The organism is Paraburkholderia aspalathi, assembly GCF_905220735.1.
Lineage (GTDB): Bacteria > Pseudomonadota > Gammaproteobacteria > Burkholderiales > Burkholderiaceae > Paraburkholderia > Paraburkholderia aspalathi.
The window spans coordinates 483777-503725 of record NZ_CAJNBA010000003.1; the positions used below are offsets into that span (position 1 = coordinate 483777).

Consider the following 19949-nt stretch of genomic DNA (forward strand, 5'->3'; position numbering starts at 1 on the left):
CGTTCACCCGGACAAACAAAAACCCCGCGCTCGTGAGAGCGCGGGGTTTTTTCTTGAGCGTTGCGTCGGCACCGAATTCGCTGAATCCGGCCCAGTTAGCCGCGGCGCAATTCGTTAGCCACTGCCTCCACCACGTCGCCCCATTCGCCGGGTTGCGGCTGGCGCAACAGCGTTACGCCCGGATACCACGGACTGCGCGACTCGCCGACGAACCAGCGCCAATCCGCAGCGAACGGCAGCATCAACCATAGCGGTTTTTTCAGTGCGCCGGCCAGGTGAGCGATCGACGTATCGATCGACACGACCGCGTCGAGCCGCTCGATGATCGCCGCGGTATCCGCAAAATCGCCGATCCGCTTATCGAAGCGATGAATCGACGCCGCATGCGGATGCGCGTCGAGCGCCGCGTGTTCCTCGGCGCTCAGTTCAGGTTGCAGCACGATCCAGTCGATCCCTTCGAGCGCGAACAGCGGAGCGAGCGCGGCGAGCGGCATCGAACGGGTTTCGTTCTGCTGGATGCGTCCTGACCACGCGATGCCGATCTTGCGCTTTGCGTGACCGCCGAGCGAGCCGCGCCATTTGCGGCCATAAGCCGGCGGCGCGCTGAGGTAGGGCGTGCGATCGGGAATCGTGTCGTAGGTTGTGCCGAGCGCGAGCGGCAAGCTCAGCAGCGGGCATTGCAGATCCGCCGCTGGACGCGGTGTGCCCTGGGCGATCAGTGTCACGCGCCACGCTTGTGCTGCCGGTGCAAGCAGCGGCAGCAGTTGCGGTTGCACTTCGAGCACAACGCGCGCGGCACGCTGTGCGGCCAGTGGCACGAAGCGCACGAATTGCAAGGTATCGCCGAAACCCTGTTCGGCATGAACGAGGAGCGTGCGTTGTTCGATCGGCTCGCCGTGCCAGCGCGGCAACGTCTGAATGACCGGATGCGCGGTGGTTTGCATCCGCCATTCGTATTCCGGCAGCCCGCGCGCGAAATCGCGCAACGCGAGCCAGGCCAGCGCACGGTTCATGTGCGCGGAGGCGAGATCGGGGCGCAAACGCAGCGCCTGATCGAAGGCACGCACTGCCGCGGCGTGCGCGCCCAGTGCCTGGTGCGCAGTGCCGAGACTCAGCCATGCGAGCGCGAACTGCGGATCGAGACCCACTGCGCGCTCGAGATACGGCAGCGCTTGCGCATGGCGTCCCAGCGCGGCGAGCGCGTTGCCGAGCCCGAAGATGGTGGGCGGCAGGTTCGGCTGCAGGGCGAGCGCTGTCTGGAAAGAGGCAACCGCTTCTGCGTGGCGGCCGGTGGCGTCGAGCGTATTGGCGAGATTGAAGTGCGCGGCGACGAAGCGCGGTTCGGCCGCCAGTGCGGCCTGAAATCGCGGGATCGCCTCGTCCGCACGGTCGAGCGCGTTCAGCGACATGCCCATGTTGTTGAGCGCACCCGCATGCCCAGGGCGCAATTCAAGCGCGCGCTGGAACGACGCGATCGCCTCCGTATGCCGGCCGAGCGCGTGCAATGCATTGCCGAGATTGTTGTGCGAAGACGGGTCGTTCGGTTGCAGGCGCAGCGACTTCTCGAAGGCGTCGGCGGCGTCTTCGTGGCGGCCCACCGACGCGTACGCATTGCCCAGGTTGTAGTGCGCCATCGGGAATGACGGCGCCAGCGTGAGCGCATTGCGAAACTGTTCGATGGCGTCGTCGATCTGGCCGAGCGCCTTCAGCGCATTGCCGAGGTTCAGCTGCAGCGCGGCGTCTTCCGGGCGCAGGTTCACCGCGCGCCGCACGAGCTCGGCGGCTTCGGCGTGCTGACCCTGCTGGTGGCGCAGGACGCCCAGCAGGTGCAACGCATCGACGTGCACGGGGTTGCCGTCGAGCGTCGCGCGGTAGCCGCGTTCGGCGTCGTCGAGGCGGCCGTCACGATGCGCCGCGAAGGCGCGGTCAAATACTTGTTGCATGACGGAGGGGTGGCATTCGGGTGAGGCAGAGGCCGCATTTTCCCACACTCGCCGGGCCGCTCTCCAAATTGACCTGTTGTCTCGATATCTATAACATATGAATACCTGTTCATATGTATGTCAATGATGCCGCTTACCATGGCTTCCGCTATCTCACCCGTCAGCGTCGAAGACCGCCCGGTGGAGACGATCGTGCCGCTGGCCGACCTGTTCCGCCTGCTTGGCGATCCGACGCGTTTGCGCATCGTGCTCGCGTGCGTCGACGAGCGGCGCGCGGTCGGCGCGATCGCGGAGGGGCTGGGGCTGTCGCCGTCGCTGGTGAGCCACCATTTGCGGCTGCTGCGCGCGGCGCGGATCGTGCGCGCAGAGCGGCAGGGCAAGCAGGTGTTCTATCTTGCCGCCGATCGCCACATCAGCGCGATGCTGGCCGGCATGCTCGAGCATGTCGCTGAGCCGGCCGGCGAATTTTCTTTGGACCCGTCATGAAGAAAGTTACCACCTCGAACCGGGCCGCCGAAGAGCGCGAGGACGATCACGCGCCGGTGTGGCTCGAGGGGGAATTCGATGGCATCGATGGGGAAGATGCGCAAGGCGAGGGGAAGGGCGGCGATGCTCGCGATCAGGGCGAGCTTCGGCACGGCGCAGGGCGCCCGGATGCTGACGATGCACGTGCGAGCGGCTTGCAGGGGCACGGCACGCAGGGACACGAAGCGCATGAGCGCGAGGCAAGCACGCACGGTATTCGTGAGCAGGGCGCGCATGATCACGGCGCCGACCACAGCCACAGCGTCGACGGTCATAGCAGCCACGCCGCCCACAACCACGGCAGCCACGCCGACCATAGTCACAGCGACCACGACCACGACCACGGCAGCCACGCCGGCCACAGCCACAGCGGCCACAGCCACGCCCACGCACCCGCCCCAGGCCACGGCCGCGCGTTCGCACTCGCCGTCGGGCTGAACGTAGCAATCGTGGTGGTTCAAGCCGTCTACGGCGTGATCGCGCATTCCACCGCGCTGCTCGCCGACGCCGGCCACAATCTCTCCGACGTGCTCGGCCTGCTGCTCGCCTGGGGCGCAACCTGGCTGGTCGCGCGTCGTCCGTCAGCACGCTACACCTTCGGCTATGGCAGTTCGTCGATCCTGGCGTCACTCGCCAACGCGGGGCTGCTGTTGTTCGCGTGCGGCGTGATCGTCGCCGAGGCAATCGGGCGCCTGATGAATCCGGCACCCGTAGCAGGGCTGGTGGTGTTCGTCGTCGCGACGGTCGGCGTGGTCGTGAACGGCTTCTCGGCGTGGCTCTTCATGCGCGGCCAGAAGGAAGATCTGAACATTCGCGGCGCGTTCCTGCATATGGCCGCGGACGCTGCTATCTCGGCCGCGGTCGCGATCAGCGGCCTCGTGATTCTCTACACCAACTGGACGTGGCTCGACCCGGTGATGAGCCTCTTCGTGGTCGCGGTGGTGGTAGTCGGCACGTGGGGACTGCTGCGCGATTCGGTGCGCATGGCGCTCGATGCCGTGCCGCCAGGCGTCAGTCTGCAGGATATCCGCGACTATCTCGCCGGACAGCCTGGCGTCACCGACGTGCACGACCTGCACGTCTGGGCCTTGTCGACTACCGGCAACGCGCTCAGCGCGCATCTGGTGATGCCGGCAGGCCACCCCGGCGACGAGTCGATCGACGCCATCGTCGTCACTCTGCGCGAACGTTTTTCGATGCAGCATGCCACGCTGCAAGTCGATCTCGGCACCACCGAGCATCGATGCGCGATGGATCATTCCCACGATTGATGCAGCGCACCGTTGAGCGGCTTATCGGCGGCGTACACTAGAACGGTCTGTTGTCTCCGGAGTCCCGCATGGACGCTGCCGCACACGATGCGTCGCCGGTGCTGATCGTTGGGGCGGGTCCGACCGGACTCGCCGCGGCAATGAGTCTGGCGCGTGCCCACATCCCCGTGCGTCTGATCGACAAAGCGCTGCAACCGAACCCGTATTCACGGGCCATCGGCATTCAGGCGCGCACGCTCGAACTGTTTGAGCAGCACCGCCTGATCGAGCCGTTTCTCGACCTCGGTCATCGCGCGCGCATCGCCAATCTTTTTTCCAATGGCATGCGTCTCGCGCGCCTCGATTTCGATCCGCTGCGCACGCGCTATCCCTATCTGCTGTTTCTCGATCAATCCGTGACCGAACGTTTGCTGACGGAGCATCTCGCGACGCTCGGCGTGACAGTCGAACGCGGCGTTGAGCTGATGATGTTCGTGCAGGGTTCCGCCAGCATTCAGGTGACACTGCGCCGCGCGGACGGCCATACCGAGACTCTGCGCCCGTCGTACGTGATCGCGGCTGACGGCGCGCATAGCACGATCCGCCATCGGCTCGGTTTGAGCTTTGCGGGCAGCACCTTCGAGCAGACGTTCCTGCTGGCCGATGTGCATGCCGAAACCGATTGGCCCGAGGACGAATTCCATATCTTCGCGTCGGGCGAGGGTCTCGTCGCGCTGTTTCCGATGGGTCATGGCCGTCATCGTCTGATTGCGGACCATCCGGTCGAACCGACCCCGGTCCCGCCGCCGGCCACGCCCGCGGTGCTCGGCGAGCCGCCGCTCAACCACGTCTCGCCGCCGTCGCTCGAAGAATGCAAGGCGCTGATCACCCGGCGCGTGCGGGAACGCGTCGACGTGTCGGACCTGGCATGGTCGTCGTATTTTCATTTGAACAGCAGAATGGTGGATCGGCTGCGTGTAGGCCGCATCTTCCTCGCCGGGGACGCGGCTCACGTACACAGCCCGGCCGGCGCGCAAGGAATGAACACGGGCATTCAGGAAGCGTTCAATCTCGGCTGGAAGATCGCGCGCGTTCTGAAAGGCGCGGCGCCTGACCGTCTGCTCGACACGTACCACAATGAACGGCATCCGATCGAACGCGACGTGCTGCGGCAAACGGGCTTCATCACGCATATGGCCGAGGCCGATCATGGACCGCTGAAGCTGCTGCGCGAGCGCGTGATGCCGGTGCTGGCCGCGCTCGGCCCGCTGCGCGATGCGGCGCGTATGACGATCAGCGAGTTGTCGGTCCAGTATCGGCGCAGCCCGCTAACGCTTGAACGTCTGCTCGACGGCGGCCCGCGTGCCGGCGAGCGCGCGCCGGATGCGTTGGTGCACGTAGTGGATGGGCCGCTTGGCCGTGCGCCGGGCGTCGGTTGCATTTTCGATCTGCACGATCCGGCGTTCTTCTCGTTGTTCCTGCTGGTGCCGCCGCTCGCAGTGGACGACACACCGCTTGATCCGGCCGCGAAGCACGCACCGCCGCCGGACCCGGAACTGGAGCGGCTGGCTGTGGAAGTCGAGCGATTGTTGCCGGGCGCGGTGCGCATCTGGCGCGTGACCGATACGAGCGGCGAGGGCGGCCCGGCGCTGTCCGAATCGTATGGGCGCACACGGCCGTCGTTCTATCTGGTGCGGCCGGACGGCTACATCAGTGCGCGCGGCCGCACGGGGTCCGACCTGCACGGCTTGCTGCGCCACTGCGAAGCGTGGTTCGCAGTGGGCGGCGTGATACCGGAGCAGGCGGCGCTGTGAAGAGGCGCTGGCACGAACACGCCTCGCGCGCGTCGTATCCGCCTGCTGACCAGCCTTCGCTTAAACCGCAGCCGCCGCAGCCGGCGTCAAGCTGTCACGATGCTTGACGAGCGCTTCCCTGACGATGCCCGACATCTCGATACCGCTCGCATCCGGCTCATCGAGCGCCGCCAGCAAAGCACGCCGCATGCGCGGCTCCCAGAAGCGGCGGATATGATCGGCGATGCCGGCGAGCGCTTCCTCACGGTCCGGCATCGAATCGAAAAAGTCGCCGATCCGGTTCGCCATGTCGATCAGATTCTGATTGTCCATGGCTTGCCTCACTTACCCGACGTTGCGTTGGCCAACTCGCGCTGCTTCAGCAGATCGAGCTGCTCCGTGTTGAAGCGCGAATAGTCCTGCTGCCATTGCGACGGCTGTTCGACCGGCATCACCTGCACCGCCGTCACCTTGTACTCGGGACAGTTGGTGGCCCAGTCCGAGCTATCGGTGGTGATCACGTTCGCGCCCGATTCGGGGAAGTGGAACGTCGTGTAGACGACACCCGGCTGCATCCGCTCGGTCACCTTCGCGCGCAACACGGTTTGTCCCGCGCGCGATTCGATGCCGACCCAATCGTCATTCCTGATACCGCGTTCTTCCGCGTCGTGTGGATGGATCTCGAGACGGTCTTCGTCATGCCAGCGCGAATTCTCGGTGCGGCGCGTCTGTGCGCCGACGTTGTACTGCGACAGGATGCGGCCCGTGGTGAGCAGCAGCGGGAACTTGCGCGTGACCTTTTCCGGCGTGGCAATGAACTTCGTGATCACGAACTTGCCCTTGCCGCGCACGAAGGTGTCGATGTGCATGGTCGGCGTACCGTCGGGCGCGTTCTCGTTGCATGGCCACTGGATGCTGCCGAGTTCGTCGAGCTTCTTGTACGACACACCATGGAAGGTCGGCGTGAGACGTGCGATCTCGTCCATGATCTGCGACGGATGCGCGTAGTCCATTTCATAACCGAGTGCGCGCGCGAGCATCACCGTGACTTCCCAGTCGGCGTAACCCGGCACCGGCGGCATCACCTTGCGCACGCGCGAAATGCGGCGTTCCGCGTTGGTGAAGGTACCGTCCTTTTCGAGGAACGAGGAGCCCGGCAGCAGCACGTGCGCGTACTTCGCGGTCTCGTTGAGGAAAATGTCCTGCACGACGATGCATTCCATCGAAGACAGCGCGGCCGACACGTGATGCGTGTTCGGATCGGATTGCACGATGTCTTCGCCCTGGCAGTACAGGCCCTTAAAGGTGCCGTGCACGGCGGCGTCGAACATATTCGGAATGCGCAGGCCCGGTTCGGGCTGCAGCGTGACGTTCCATGCTTCCTCGAACAAGGCGCGCGTGATCGAATCGCTGATGTGGCGATAGCCCGGCAGTTCGTGCGGGAACGAGCCCATGTCGCACGAACCCTGCACGTTGTTCTGACCGCGCAAGGGGTTCACGCCGACACCTTCGCGGCCGATGTTGCCGGTCGCCATCGCCAGATTCGCGATGCCCATCACCATCGTCGAGCCTTGCGCGTGTTCGGTGACGCCGAGGCCGTAATAGATCGCGGCGTTGCCGCCGGTGGCATAGATGCGCGCGGCTTCGCGAATGGATGCAGCGGGCACGCCGGTGATTTCCTCGGTCGCTTCCGGGGCATTCTCGGGCAGGGCGACGAACGCACGCCATTGCTCGAACGCGCGCGTTTCGCAGCGCTCGGCGATGAACGCTTCGTTCAGCAAGCCTTCGGTCACGATCACATGCGCGAGCGCATTGACCACTGCCACGTTGGTGCCAGGACGCAATTGCAGATGATGCGAGGCCTTGACGTGCGGCGTATCGACGATGTCGATGCGCCGCGGATCGACGACGATCAGCTTCGCGCCTTCACGGATACGGCGCTTCATACGTGAGCCGAACACCGGGTGGCCGTCGGTCGGATTGGCGCCGATGACCATGATGACGTCGGCCTTGTCGACCGAGGCGAAGGTTTGCGTGCCGGCCGATTCGCCGAGCGTGGTCTTCAGGCCGTAGCCGGTCGGCGAATGGCACACACGTGCGCAGGTGTCGACGTTGTTGTTGCCGAACGCGGCGCGCACGAGCTTCTGTACGAGATACGTTTCTTCGTTCGTGCAGCGCGACGACGTAATACCGCCGATCGAATCGCGGCCGTGCTTCGCCTGAATGCGGCGGAATTCCGACGCCGCGTACGTGAGCGCTTCTTCCCAGCTGACTTCACGCCACGGATCCGTGATCTTCGCGCGGATCATCGGCTTGGTGATGCGGTCCTTGTGCGTCGCGTAGCCCCAGGCGAAGCGGCCCTTCACGCACGCGTGGCCTTCGTTGGCCTGGCCGTTCTTGTGTGGCACCATCCGCACGACCTGGTTGCCCTTCATCTCGGCCTTGAACGAGCAGCCCACGCCGCAATAGGCGCACGTGGTGACCACCGAATGTTCGGACTGGCCAAGCATGATGACGGTCTTTTCCTGCAAGGTCGCGGTCGGGCATGCGGCGACGCATGCGCCGCACGACACGCATTCCGATTCCATGAACGGCTTGTTTTCGCTTGCCGCCACACGCGATTCGAAACCACGTCCTGCGATAGTCAGCGCGAACGTGCCTTGCGTTTCTTCACACGCGCGCACGCAGCGATTGCAGACGATGCACTTCGATGGATCGTACGTGAAGTACGGATTCGATTCGTCCTTCTTGTCCTTCAGATGGTTCGCGCCGTCAAAGCCGTAGCGTACTTCGCGCAAGCCGGTGACACCCGCCATGTCCTGCAATTCGCAGTCGCCGTTGGCGGGACAGGTCAGGCAGTCGAGCGGGTGATCGGAGATGTACAACTCCATCACGTTACGGCGGAGCGATTGCAGACGATCGGTTTGCGTGCGGACCTTCATGCCGGCTTCGACAGGCGTCGTGCACGAAGCAGGGTAGCCGCGCTTGCCTTCGATCTCGACCAGGCACAAACGGCACGAGCCGAACGGTTCGAGCGAATCGGTTGCGCAGAGCTTGGGCACGTTGACACCGGCTTCGACGGCGGCGCGCATCACGGAAGTGCCGGCCGGAACCGTCACCGCCTGGCCGTCGATTTCCAGTGTGACGTCGAGGTCGGCATGACGCGCGGGTGTGCCGTAGTCGGTGTCGTCAAAGAACGAACGGGGCGCACGTTGCGCTTGTGCTTGCGATTTGCACGCGCAGTTACCGGAGCCGCAGCCGCCACTCAAAGGGACTTCCTTCGGGGCACCGGCAGGGGAGTTGAGCACATCGGACATGTGAGGCTCCTGGGTCAGGCCGCAGCCGCTTTGGGCGCGAGGTCGTGTACGTTGTCGAGACCGAAGTCTTCGGGGAAATGGTCGAGCGCGGACAACACCGGGAACGGCGTCATGCCGCCCATCGCGCAGAGCGAACCGGATACCATCGTGTCGCACAGATCGCGCAACAACTGCACTTGCCGCGTGGACGTATCGCCATTGCGGATCCGTCCGATCACTTCGACACCACGCGTCGAGCCGATCCGGCACGGTGTACATTTGCCGCACGATTCCAGCGCGCAGAAGTGCATCGCGTATTGCGCGAGTTCGGCGAGATTCGACGTGTCGTCATGCACGACGATGCCGCCGTGGCCGACCACCGCGCCGACGGCCGCGTACGCTTCGTAGTCCATGGGGATGTCCCACTGGCTTTCCGGCAAATACGTACCCAGCGGGCCGCCAACCTGCACGGCGCGTGCCGGGCGTCCGCTTGCCGTGCCACCGCCGTAGTCGTAGAGCAATTCGCGCAGCGTGACGCCGAACGCCAGCTCGACCAGACCGCCTTGCTTCACATTGCCGGCGAGCTGGAACGGCAGCGTGCCACGCGAACGGCCCATGCCGAAATCTTTATAGAAAGCAGCGCCACGCGCGAAGATGATCGGCACCGTCGCGAGTGTGATGACGTTGTTGATCACCGTCGGCTGGCCGTAAAGTCCGACTAGCGCCGGCACCGGCGGCTTCGCGCGCACAATGCCGCGTTTGCCTTCGAGCGATTCGAGCAGCGCCGTTTCCTCGCCGCAGACATAGGCGCCTGCGCCCTTCGCGACGAACAGTTCGAAGCGATGCGCCGCCGAGCCGAGCACGCTATCGCCGAGCCAACCGGCGGCGCGTGCTTTGGCGATCGCGGCTTCGAGCGTTGCGATCGAGTGCGGATATTCGCTGCGTACGTAGATATAGCCGACTGTCGCACCGGTCACGACGCCCGCGATGATCATCCCTTCGATCAGCACGTACGGGTCGCTTTCCATCACGAGGCGGTCGGAGAAGGTGCCGGAGTCGCCTTCGTCCGCATTGCAGACGATGTATTTCTGCGCCGCTTTGGCGCCGCGCACCGTGCGCCATTTGATGCCGGCAGGGAAGGCTGCACCGCCGCGGCCGCGCAGGCCGGATTCGATCAGCGCTTCGCAGGCGGCGTCGCCGTCGGTTTGCAGGGCTTGCTTGAGACCTTCGAGGCCGCCGTGAGCGACGTAATCGTCGACGGACAGCGGATCCGTGATGCCGATCCGCGCGAAGGTCAGACGCTGCTGCTTCTTCAGATACGGGATGTCATCGACCACACCGACACGGCGGGCATGCTCGCCACCTTCGATAAAACCGGCGTCGAACAGCGCGGCAACGTCGCTCTCTTCGACGTTCGCATAGCCGACGCGGCCTTCAGCCGTCACAACTTCGACGAGCGGTTCGAGCCACAGCAACCCGCGCGAACCGTTGCGAACCAGTTCGATTGCAATGCCGCGGCGTGCGGCTTCGGATTCGATCGCTTGAGCCAGTGCATCGGCGCCGAGCGCAAGCGCCGACGAATCGCAGGGTACGTATATGCGCGTCATGCCGTGACCTCCACGCATTTGCTGGCGGCGGCGAAGAGCGCGTCGAATTTCTGCGGCGTCACTTTCGCGTGCAGGGTGCCGTTGACCATCATCGCCGGCGACAGCGCGCACTGTCCGAGGCAGTAGACCGATTCCAGTTCGACCGTCTCACCATGCCGATGCTCCGCGTCAAAACGGCAGCCGGTATGCGCTTCGATATGCTGCGCGAGCGCCTCGGTGCCCATGCTGCGGCATGCTTCGGCGCGGCACAGTTGCACCGTGACGGGCGCCGCGGGCTGCGTGCGGAAATGGTGGTAGTAGGTGATGACGCCATGCACTTCCGCGCGCGACAGATTCATGGCACGCGCGAGAGGCGCAACCGTGTCGGGCGGCACGTAGCCGAGTTCATCCTGAATGGCGTGCAGTACCGCTAGCAGCGACCTGCCCGGTTGCGCGTGACGCTGCACCAACTGCTCCGGCGCGACGGCGATGGAATCGTCCAAGTGGGGGCTCCTCCAAAGTCATATATGCACTTGTTATTCATAATGCGTGCACTTATGCTTCGTATATTCGATATGGGATAGCCGAACAATAGGCGGGTGATTCGCCTCATGCAATAGGAAAGAGTTGAACATATATGATCAGGATCGAGTGCCAGGCGCAGCTGGTTGTGAAGGGCCCGGATGGCCGTGAGGCAAGCCTGTCGGACGTCGTGCCGTTGCTCGCGCTGGTGGACGAGTCTGGCAGCATCGCGCAGGCGGCGACGCTTAAGGGTTTGTCCTACCGTCACGCGTGGGGTTTGTTGCGCAGCATCGAGGAGCGTTTGGGTGGTCCGCTGATCGCGAAGGAGCGTGGACGCGGCTCGGTGCTGTCCGAGCTCGGGCAGGCCGTGTTGCGCGCGCAGCGCCTGTGCGGCGAGCGGCTCGACGGCAACATGCAGGCGCTCGCGAGCGAAGTCGCCAGCGAATTGAACCGCTGGCTCGCGCCGGCCGCCGACGACGTGCGGATCTACGCGTCGCACGGTTACGCCGTGGCGGCGCTGGTGACGGCATTGGTCGCGAACGACCTCCCGGTCGATATCAAATACCGCGACAGCGCGGACGCGGTGAGCGCGCTCGCCCGGGGCGAATGTGATCTGGCCGGTTTTCACTTGCCGCTAGGCGAGTTTCGCGCGGCCTGCGCGGATACCTATCGGCGTTGGCTCGATCCGCAGCGTCACGTGCTTGTGCATCTGACGAAGCGCAAGCAGGGCCTCTTTCTCGGCAAGGGGAACCCAAAGGGCATCGGCGGCCTGAGCGATCTCGCGCGCGACGACATTCGCTTCGTCAATCGTCAGCCTGGTTCCGGCACGCGCATGCTGCTCGATCTCGCGCTACGAAAAGTCGGAGTCGATCCGGATCGGGTCAACGGCTATGCATCGGCGGAACTCACGCACTCGGCGATCGCGGCGTTCGTGGCAAGCGGCATGGCGGATGTGGGTTTCGGCGTCGAGCCGGCAGCGCATCACTTCGGGCTCGACTTCATTCCGATCGTCGACGAAGACTATTACTTCGCCTGCGACCGCGCCCGGCTGGAGCGCGCGCCGCTCGCAACGGTGATCAACTTGCTGCGCGGCGCGGCATTTCGGCATAGCGTTGAACAGCTCGAAGGTTACGATCCACGCGACTGCGGCAAGCTGCTCGATCTCGATGCGGGGCTAGGCCCTGGTGCGGCGTAAGCGACTGTAAACAAATTGGTGCCGTCGCCGCTGCGAGGGGCGTTTGTTTGGGATAATCTCTATCCTTCCGCTTACGCCTTAACCGCGCGCTACGCCGCGCTGAACCGATATGAAAGTTCTTCTTCACGCATGTGCTGCGGCAGCGACGGCCGGGGTGCTTCTCGCCACCGCTTCGGTTGCTTTCGCACAGAATTCGCCGGGTGTGCCGGGCGGTATCCTGCAAGATCAGTTCCGTCTTGCCGAACATCCGCAGATGCCGTTTGCGGCGTCCGCGCCCTCGGACAAATACCAGTCCAACAAAAAATCAGCCATGCGCAAGCGCGGCGACAATGGCGATCCGAACGGGTGTAATTTGCAGTGTCCTAAAGACGAATAAGCGAATCAGCGCTTTCGTGTTCCGTTTTGTATTCGTTCGAGACGCCGGCTTGCAGCCGGCGTTTTTCGTTTAAGTTTTTTTATAAAGTCTCTCGGTTCTGGCCCATCGTTCAGCGGCTGTCGGTTATGGCTTCGCCGTGTGCCACATGTCCTTGAAGCCGTCCCCCTTCATGTCGCCCGCTTGCTTGTCGGCCGCGTAGCGATACAGCGGATGTCCTTTATAAGCCCATTGCTGTTTGCCGTCGGCCGAAGGAATCACGGTCCAGTCGCCTGAGGGCTTGTCCGACGTGCTCGCCATGGCTGCCGGCCAGTTAGTCATGCAGCCGCCGGTGCAGGCGCTCATGCCGGGCTTGGTGTCTTTGTCGAAGGTATAGAGCGTCATGCCGTCCGCGGTGACGAAGCGGCCGTCGACGATCTTCGGGGCCTCGGCAAAAGCAGTCTGTTGCAGTGCGAGGAGAGTCAGCGTGGTGAGGCATAAGAGAGTCTTGCGCATGATGTCGGCTCCTGGTTTTGATGTTGGTCTCGCGCGGAACGCAGTGTGCGGTCGTGCGTGCGGAATAAACGATTGGACGAATGCGTTTATTCCCTTGGCCTCACGCCGATCTCTTTGATACCTGCCAGCAAAAAGGCCCGCTCGGTGCTTGACGAGCGAGCCTTCCGTTTTATGCGTAGGCAACAAAAAACCCGCAAGCAGCAGGCCGCTTACGGGTTTTGAGTCTTGATGATGCAGCTTGAAACGATGTTCTGGTGGAGGCGGCGGGAATCGAACCCGCGTCCAGAAGCACTCTACGACTAGTTCTACATACTTAGTTCTGTCATTTGATTTAACCACCACGACGCGGACGAACACGCTGCGTGACGGCGATTCACTAGATTTTCGACCTTGGCGTCGTGACGCCACCAAGACTTAACTGACGTATATGACCTCTGTCGGTATTGCTACCGGTCTTGCGACTCTAGCCCGTCAGTGAACTAGGCAGAGGACGGCGGCCCTTAGGCTGCCAGTGCGAACGTTTCGTCGTTTGCAGTTACGTTTTTCCCATTGATTAACGAGGTGACGGGTCCTCGGTATGCCCTAGCCGCTTCGCAACCCCTGTCGAAACCAGGTCGCCCCCGCGGTTCGTTGCCCAAAATATCTGGGCCAGACGGAGATTTTACAATAGTTTGACGGCCACGTCCTGGGTGATTGGCTTGATGGCTGGCCGTGTGCTGGTGCGCTGTCAATGCGAAGCCGCAAGCCGCCGCCATGCGTTGCGTGTGGCCTGTCTGCGGTGTTCGCTATTTGCGTTCAGCGGTTCAGCCGATGTCGCGCAGCAGCTTCTGCAACTCCGCGGGCGAGTGCACGACATGCTGCGCGTGCCATTGCGTCGGCGGAATGTCGTTGCCGCAGTAACCATAGGCGGCCGCGATGGTCTTCATGCCGGCCGCGAAACCCGCCTGCACGTCGCGCAGGTCGTCGCCGACGTAGACGATGCGCTCGGGCACGACATCCAGCTCACGCGCGGCGTGCAACAGCGGCGCGGGGTGCGGCTTCGAATGCGGGGTCGTGTCGCCGCTCACCACGCAGCCGGCGCGCTCTTCGAGGCCGAGTTGCGCGATCAGCGGCTCAGTGAGCCTTGCCACCTTGTTCGTCACGATGCCCCAGCGCACGCCCCGCGCATCGAGATCGTCGAGCAATTCGGGAATGCCGGGAAACAGCGTGGTCTCGATGCATAAGTCCGCTTCATAGTTGGCGAGAAACTCCTCACGCATCGACGCGAACTCGTGATCGTCAGGGCCGATGCCGAACGCCCCCCCGATCAGACCGCGCGCGCCCGCCGACGCGAGCGGCCGCAGGTCTTCGAGCGGCACCATCTCGAGGCTGCGATCGTGGCGCATCTTGTTGACTGCGGCCGCGAGATCGGGCGCGGTGTCGGCCAGCGTGCCGTCGAGGTCGAACAGGACAGCCTGGCAAAGACCGAGCGCGTCGTCGTTGTCTTCGCGTTGGGGCAGGGGCGTGGGATCGCTCATTGATTGGATTGAGTCCGGGCAGGTCGAGGCGGATCAGACGTCGCGGCGGCAGGCGAGCATGTAGTTCACGCTCGTGTCGGCGGACAGCGTGAAGTGCTTGCTGAGCGGGTTATAAACGATACCTTTGATGTCGACTGTACGCAGGTCGGCAGCGCGCACAAAGCCGGCCAATTCCGAGGGGCGGATGAAGCGCGCGTAGTCGTGCGTACCCTTGGGCAGCATCCGCGCGATATATTCGGCGCCGATCACCGCAAACAGATACGACTTCACATTGCGGTTCAGCGTGGAGAAAAACACCCAGCCGCCGGGTTTCACGAGCGTTTTGCATGCTTCGACAATGGCGGCCGGTTGGGGCACGTGTTCGAGCATTTCCATGCAGGTGACGACGTCGTAAGTGCCCGGTTCGCGGGCGGCGAGTGCTTCGGCGGCGATTTCTTCGTAACTGACGGTTACACCACTTTCAAGGCTGTGAAGATCCGCCACGCCGAGCGCTTGGGCCGACAGATCGATTCCCTTCACATGCGCCCCCAATCCCGCCATCGACTCCGACAGAATGCCGCCGCCGCAGCCGATATCCAACACGGTTTTGCCGGCGAGATGTGCGTGCGCGTCGATCCAGCTTAGACGAATCGGGTTGAGTTCATGCAGCGGTTTGAATTCGGCATTCGGGTCCCACCAACGATGCGCGAGGTCGCTAAATTTCTGCAGTTCGTGGGGATCAGCGTTGGTCATAGCGGAAGCTGCCTCGATGAGAGCGTTGAGCGGGCGCTCGAGGATAAACCCTGAGTATATAGGCCGGGCGACGGGGCGGCAAAATGCCGCGCGGTGGCTGGCGCGTCCTGTTCCGGCAGATCGGGCGCGTACTCGGAGGAGAAGGCGAGTAGCGCCCGCAGCTGCGGCATAAAAAAAGCCCCGCCGAAGCGGGGCTTTGATACTGCGGTAATTTGTAGCTTACTGCTTCGAAGTACCGACAACTTCGACTTCCACGCGACGATCCGGTGCGAGGCAAGCGACGAGTTGCTTGTGGTTCTTCTGGTTGCAACCGGTCGTGACCGGGTTGCGCTTGCCCTTGCCTTCCGTATAGATACGGTTGGATTCGATGCCCTTGCTCACGAGGTACGACTTCACGGCTTGAGCACGGCGCAGCGACAGGCGGTCGTTGTACTTGTCCGAACCGATACGGTCCGTGTAACCCGTTGCAACGATGACTTCCAGGTTCAGCGAGCCGACCTTCGATGCCAGATCGTCCAGCTTTTCCTTGCCAGCCGGCTTCAGGATGGCCTTGTCGAAGTCGAACAGAGCGTCAGCTTGATACGTAATCTTTTGGCTCGTAATAGCCGGTGCAGGTGCGACCGGAGCCGGCGGGGTCGGAGCCTGGGCAACCAGGGCGCCATCGCACTTAGCGTTGGCCGTTGCCGGCGTCCAGAATGCATCGCGCCAGCAAAGCTCGTTCGTGCCGTTCATCCACACGTATTCGCCGGTACCATTCACCCAGTTGTCGTTCGTAGCTTGTCGCGACGCCGGCACCGATTGCGCCATGGCGGATGCAGCCATAACTGCGGTAGCTGCAATGAACGCGAGCTTTGAAAGTTTATTCATATTTCTCCTCTCGAAATTGAGATTACCGCAGGTTTACTGCGAGCCTGTTGACGAAGACAAGTCATACATTGCTCGAAGTATAACATCGGTGTAGAACAAAAAACGTGCTGTGTAGACTTCGAGCAGTGTCTAACTCTTTGTGCGTTGGCATTTTGCCATATCGTTCCCTTCCAACGATAAAAAAATCTGCCCCCGATCAAATCACCCTCCAATTGTGGTGCATGCGCAACAGAAGCAATCCGCTGTAGGCACCGCCAGTCATGGCTGAGCGGCGAATTGCCCCACGCACAAATCGAGCCTGCCCCGACTTCATCTTGGGGCGTTCAGGCGCCGTTCCCCCTCGTCTGCTAATAGGTATACGTACCCCAGCCGGGGGCGGATGCGCGGCATGTTAGAATCGCGTGATGCGTTGCGCCTGCAATGCTTACGCGAAGGCGCGGCGAGGTGAGGTCAGCTTCACGCCGTCGCCTTGGCACGTAAAAGATACGGATAATGGATCAATTCGCCAAAGAGACTCTGCCAATCTCCCTAGAGGAGGAAATGCGCCGTTCGTATCTCGATTACGCGATGAGCGTGATCGTGGGGCGTGCGCTTCCCGATGTTCGCGATGGCCTGAAGCCGGTGCACCGGCGCGTGCTGTACGCGATGCACGAACTGAACAACGACTGGAACCGGGCGTACAAGAAGTCGGCGCGTATCGTCGGCGACGTCATCGGTAAATATCACCCGCACGGCGACACGGCTGTTTACGACACCATCGTCCGGATGGCGCAGAACTTCTCGCTGCGCTACATGCTGGTGGACGGTCAGGGCAACTTCGGTTCGGTCGACGGCGACAACGCCGCGGCAATGCGGTACACCGAAATCCGCATGGCAAAGATCGGCCACGAGCTGCTGGCCGATATCGACAAGGAAACCGTCGACTTCACGCCGAACTACGACGGCAGCGAAAACGAACCGGCCATCCTGCCGGCGCGTATTCCCAATCTGCTGATCAATGGCTCGTCCGGTATTGCGGTCGGCATGGCGACCAACATCCCGCCGCACAACCTCAACGAGGTTGTCGACGCATGTCAGCATCTGCTGAAAAACCCGGAAGCCACGATCGACGAACTGATCGAGATCATTCCGGCGCCTGACTTCCCGACCGCCGGCATCATCTACGGCGTGGCCGGCGTGCGCGATGGTTACCGCACCGGCCGCGGCCGTGTGGTCATGCGCGCGCTCACTCACTTCGAGGAAATCGACCGCGGTCAACGCATGTCGATCATCGTCGACGAGTTGCCGTACCAGGTGAACAAGCGCTCACTTCTGGAGCGCATCGCCGAACTGGTCAACGAGAAGAAGCTCGAAGGCATCTCCGACATCCGCGACGAATCCGACAAGAGCGGCATGCGCGTCGTGATCGAACTGAAGCGCGGCGAAGTGCCGGAAGTGGTTCTCAACAATCTGTACAAGGCGACCCAGCTTCAGGACACCTTCGGCATGAACATGGTCGCGCTGGTCGACGGCCAGCCGAAGCTGCTGAACCTGAAGGAAATGCTGGCGTGCTTCCTGTCGCATCGCCGGGAAGTGCTGACGCGGCGCACTGTATACGAACTGCGCAAGGCCCGCGAACGCGGTCACGTGCTCGAAGGTCTGGCAGTCGCGCTCGCCAACATCGACGAATTCATCGCGATCATCAAGGCCGCACCGACACCGCCGATCGCCAAGCAGGAATTGATGGCGCGTCCGTGGGATTCGTCGCTGGTGCGCGAAATGTTGTCGCGCGCCGAGACGGAAAACGCGTCGGCCGGTGGTCGCGAGGCTTATCGCCCTGACGGTTTGAATCCGTCGTTCGGTATGCAGTCCGACGGCCTCTACCGCTTGTCCGACACCCAGGCTCAGGAAATCTTGCAGATGCGTCTGCAACGCCTGACGGGTCTGGAGCAGGACAAGATCATCGGCGAGTACCGCGAAGTGATGGCGCAAATCGCCGACCTGCTGGACATTCTGGCTCGCCCGGAACGCATTACGGCAATCATCGTCGAGGAACTGACGTCGATCAAAGCCGAATTCGGCGACGCGCGCCGCTCGAAGATCGAGCTGAACGCAACCGAACTGAACACCGAAGACCTGATCACGCCGCAAGAGATGGTCGTGACCATGTCGCACGCGGGCTATGTGAAATCGCAGCCGCTGTCCGAATACAGTGCGCAGAAGCGGGGCGGCCGCGGCAAACAGGCCACGGCGATGAAGGAAGACGACTGGATCGACACGCTGTTCATCGCGAACACGCACGATCACATTCTGTGCTTCTCGAATCGTGGTCGCGTCTACAGTGTGAAGGTCTACGAAGTGCCGCAAGGTTCGCGGAACTCGCGCGGCCGTCCGATCGTCAATATCTTCCCGCTGCAGGACGGCGAGAAGATTACAGTTGTCTTGCCGGTCAAGGAATTTTCGGCTGACAAATTCGTCTTTATGGGCACCGCGTTAGGAACCGTAAAAAAGACGCCGCTAGACGCCTTTGGCCGCGTGTTGCGCAAGGGTATTATTGCGGTCGGTCTGGATGACGGCGACTACCTGATCGGCGCCGCGATCACAGACGGTCAGCATGACGTGATGTTGTTCTCGGATTCCGGCAAGGCAGTTCGCTTCGACGAAAACGACGTGCGCCCGATGGGCCGCGAGGCGCGTGGCGTACGCGGCATGCAACTCGAAGACGGCCAGAGCGTGATTGCGTTGCTGGTGGCCGGCGACGAGCAGCAGTCGGTGTTGACCGCAACCGAAAACGGCTACGGCAAGCGCACGCCGATCATCGAGTACACGCGTCACGGGCGCGGCACGAAGGGAATGATCGCGATCCAGACGTCGGAGCGTAACGGCAAGGTCGTCGCCGCGACGCTGGTGGATCAGGAAGCGCAGATCATGCTGATCACCAATACGGGCGTGCTGATTCGTACGCGCGTATCGGAAATCCGCGAAATGGGGCGCGCAACCCAAGGTGTTACACTCATCAGCCTTGACGAAGGGACCAAGCTTTCAGGTCTGCAACAGGTTGCTGAGGCGGAAGCAGATATCGATGTGGAAGGCGACACCGAAGGTCCTGCCGAAGGCGACAACGGCGGTGAAGACGGTGGTGCGGCCTGATTCGCGTCGGCAGCTTTCAGTCTCAGTTATTGGTTGAAAGCTGCGCAGGGAACAATGGCGTGTCGGGCCGATACGCATCCCGCGCAGCTTGCAGTTCAAGTTAATTTCTCTTAGGGAGTAATGATGCAAAAACGATTCAAACAACTGATGTTGCTGGCTGCTCTCGTGCCGACCTTCGCTATGGCTCAAGCGCTTCAGAGCCCGGCCCCGGCGGCTCCGGCTGCTGCCGCTGCACCGGTTGATCCGGCCAAGCAGGCTGCAATCAAGGACTTGCTGGACGCAATCGACGCACAGAAGCTCGTCGGCGCGATCGGCAACAGCGCCCAGATGCAAGCCAAGCAGCTGGTTCCGGCTATCCTGTCGGACGCCCTGAGCGAAAACAAGACGATGACGGACAAGCAGAAGCAGGCTTCCGTCCCGACGCTGCAAAAGAACGCAGTGCCGAAGCTGGTTGACGGCGCAGGTCAAGTGTTCGCAACGGACAGCTTCCGCCAGGACGCCATGCAAGCTCAGTACGACGCTTACGCGAAGTACTACAGCACGTCGGAAATCAAGGATCTGACCGCGTTCTACAAGAGCCCGACTGGCCGCAAGTTCATCCAGGTGCAAGACCAGGTTGGCCGCGACGTCGTGAATGGCTTGATGCAAAAGTACATGCCGCAATCGATCAAGGCAACGCGCGACCAGGCTGACAAGGAAGTCGCTTCGGTCAAGCCGGCTAAGTAA

At 62.6% G+C, this 19949-nt stretch carries 16 protein-coding genes and 1 other RNA gene; 7 read left to right on the forward strand and 10 right to left on the reverse strand.

The annotated features are described in order from the left end of the window. Nucleotides 1-95: 95 nt before the first annotated feature. Entirely contained in the window at nucleotides 96-1943 is a 1848-nt protein-coding gene (locus tag KHO30_RS21070; RefSeq protein WP_211702160.1) for a tetratricopeptide repeat protein, read from the reverse strand. A gap of 138 nt (nucleotides 1944-2081) precedes the next feature. On the opposite strand from KHO30_RS21070, the gene KHO30_RS21075 reads away from it, so the two are divergent. The 3 genes from KHO30_RS21075 to KHO30_RS21085 all read left to right on the forward strand — a co-directional run bounded on the left by KHO30_RS21075 (nucleotide 2082) and on the right by KHO30_RS21085 (nucleotide 5532). Further along, nucleotides 2082-2429, forward strand: a complete 348-nt coding sequence (locus KHO30_RS21075; protein WP_093639183.1) for an ArsR/SmtB family transcription factor — start codon at nucleotides 2082-2084, stop codon at nucleotides 2427-2429. Further along, entirely contained in the window at nucleotides 2426-3739 is a 1314-nt protein-coding gene (locus tag KHO30_RS21080) for a cation diffusion facilitator family transporter (RefSeq protein ID WP_244864097.1), read from the forward strand. The genes KHO30_RS21075 and KHO30_RS21080 overlap by 4 nt, the downstream gene beginning before the upstream one ends. A gap of 68 nt (nucleotides 3740-3807) precedes the next feature. Continuing rightward, nucleotides 3808-5532 carry an FAD-dependent monooxygenase gene (locus KHO30_RS21085; RefSeq protein ID WP_093639186.1) on the forward strand — a complete coding sequence of 575 codons (1725 nt, stop codon included), beginning with the start codon at nucleotides 3808-3810 and terminating at the stop codon, nucleotides 5530-5532. A gap of 60 nt (nucleotides 5533-5592) precedes the next feature. On the opposite strand, the gene KHO30_RS21090 is transcribed toward KHO30_RS21085, so the two are convergent. Genes KHO30_RS21090 through KHO30_RS21105 form a run of 4 tightly spaced genes read right to left on the reverse strand, consistent with a single transcriptional unit; the run spans nucleotide 5593 to nucleotide 10896 of the window. Then, complete coding sequence (locus KHO30_RS21090; protein ID WP_200618153.1) at nucleotides 5593-5844, reverse strand: formate dehydrogenase subunit delta; 252 nt, start codon at nucleotides 5842-5844, stop codon at nucleotides 5593-5595. Between the two features lie 8 nt (nucleotides 5845-5852). Beyond that, nucleotides 5853-8828: a formate dehydrogenase subunit alpha gene (gene fdhF, locus KHO30_RS21095; protein ID WP_211702163.1), complete on the reverse strand. Its 2976-nt coding sequence runs from the start codon at nucleotides 8826-8828 to the stop codon at nucleotides 5853-5855. Nucleotides 8829-8842: 14 nt separating this feature from the next. Next, the gene (locus KHO30_RS21100; RefSeq protein ID WP_211702166.1) at nucleotides 8843-10414 is read right to left on the reverse strand and encodes a formate dehydrogenase beta subunit; all 1572 of its coding nucleotides are present in this window, start codon (nucleotides 10412-10414) and stop codon (nucleotides 8843-8845) included. Continuing rightward, a complete protein-coding gene (locus tag KHO30_RS21105; protein ID WP_093639199.1) occupies nucleotides 10411-10896 on the reverse strand; it encodes an NAD(P)H-dependent oxidoreductase subunit E in 486 nt (161 codons plus the stop codon). The genes KHO30_RS21100 and KHO30_RS21105 overlap by 4 nt, the downstream gene beginning before the upstream one ends. Before the next feature lie 134 nt (nucleotides 10897-11030). On the opposite strand from KHO30_RS21105, the gene KHO30_RS21110 reads away from it, so the two are divergent. Together KHO30_RS21110 and KHO30_RS21115 are read left to right on the forward strand one after the other, a co-directional pair. Next, nucleotides 11031-12110, forward strand: coding sequence for a substrate-binding domain-containing protein (locus tag KHO30_RS21110; RefSeq protein ID WP_093639202.1), 1080 nt, complete (start codon nucleotides 11031-11033; stop codon nucleotides 12108-12110). Between the two features lie 109 nt (nucleotides 12111-12219). Then, a complete protein-coding gene (locus tag KHO30_RS21115) occupies nucleotides 12220-12486 on the forward strand; it encodes a hypothetical protein (RefSeq protein WP_054037237.1) in 267 nt (88 codons plus the stop codon). Nucleotides 12487-12609: 123 nt separating this feature from the next. Here the strand turns inward: KHO30_RS21115 and KHO30_RS21120 are convergent, their stop codons facing one another. The 5 genes from KHO30_RS21120 to ompA all read right to left on the reverse strand — a co-directional run bounded on the left by KHO30_RS21120 (nucleotide 12610) and on the right by ompA (nucleotide 16094). After that, a complete protein-coding gene (locus KHO30_RS21120; RefSeq protein ID WP_093639206.1) occupies nucleotides 12610-12978 on the reverse strand; it encodes a COG4315 family predicted lipoprotein in 369 nt (122 codons plus the stop codon). A 252-nt stretch (nucleotides 12979-13230) separates the two neighbouring features. Next, nucleotides 13231-13600: a transfer-messenger RNA gene (gene ssrA / locus KHO30_RS21125) on the reverse strand. 181 nt (nucleotides 13601-13781) lie between these two features. Next, on the reverse strand, nucleotides 13782-14495 hold the full coding sequence (locus KHO30_RS21130; RefSeq protein ID WP_093639209.1) for an HAD family hydrolase: 714 nt from the start codon (nucleotides 14493-14495) through the stop codon (nucleotides 13782-13784). Nucleotides 14496-14528: 33 nt separating this feature from the next. Further along, nucleotides 14529-15227 (reverse strand): bifunctional 2-polyprenyl-6-hydroxyphenol methylase/3-demethylubiquinol 3-O-methyltransferase UbiG, encoded by a 699-nt coding sequence (ubiG, locus tag KHO30_RS21135; RefSeq protein WP_211702169.1) that lies wholly within the window; start codon nucleotides 15225-15227, stop codon nucleotides 14529-14531. A 219-nt stretch (nucleotides 15228-15446) separates the two neighbouring features. After that, on the reverse strand, nucleotides 15447-16094 hold the full coding sequence (gene ompA / locus KHO30_RS21140) for an outer membrane protein OmpA (protein ID WP_054037229.1): 648 nt from the start codon (nucleotides 16092-16094) through the stop codon (nucleotides 15447-15449). Between the two features lie 492 nt (nucleotides 16095-16586). Between ompA and gyrA the strand changes: the two genes are divergently transcribed. Further along, nucleotides 16587-19223 carry a DNA gyrase subunit A gene (gene gyrA, locus KHO30_RS21145; RefSeq protein ID WP_211702172.1) on the forward strand — a complete coding sequence of 879 codons (2637 nt, stop codon included), beginning with the start codon at nucleotides 16587-16589 and terminating at the stop codon, nucleotides 19221-19223. A gap of 123 nt (nucleotides 19224-19346) precedes the next feature. Continuing rightward, nucleotides 19347-19949: a DUF2059 domain-containing protein gene (locus KHO30_RS21150; protein ID WP_054037403.1), complete on the forward strand. Its 603-nt coding sequence runs from the start codon at nucleotides 19347-19349 to the stop codon at nucleotides 19947-19949.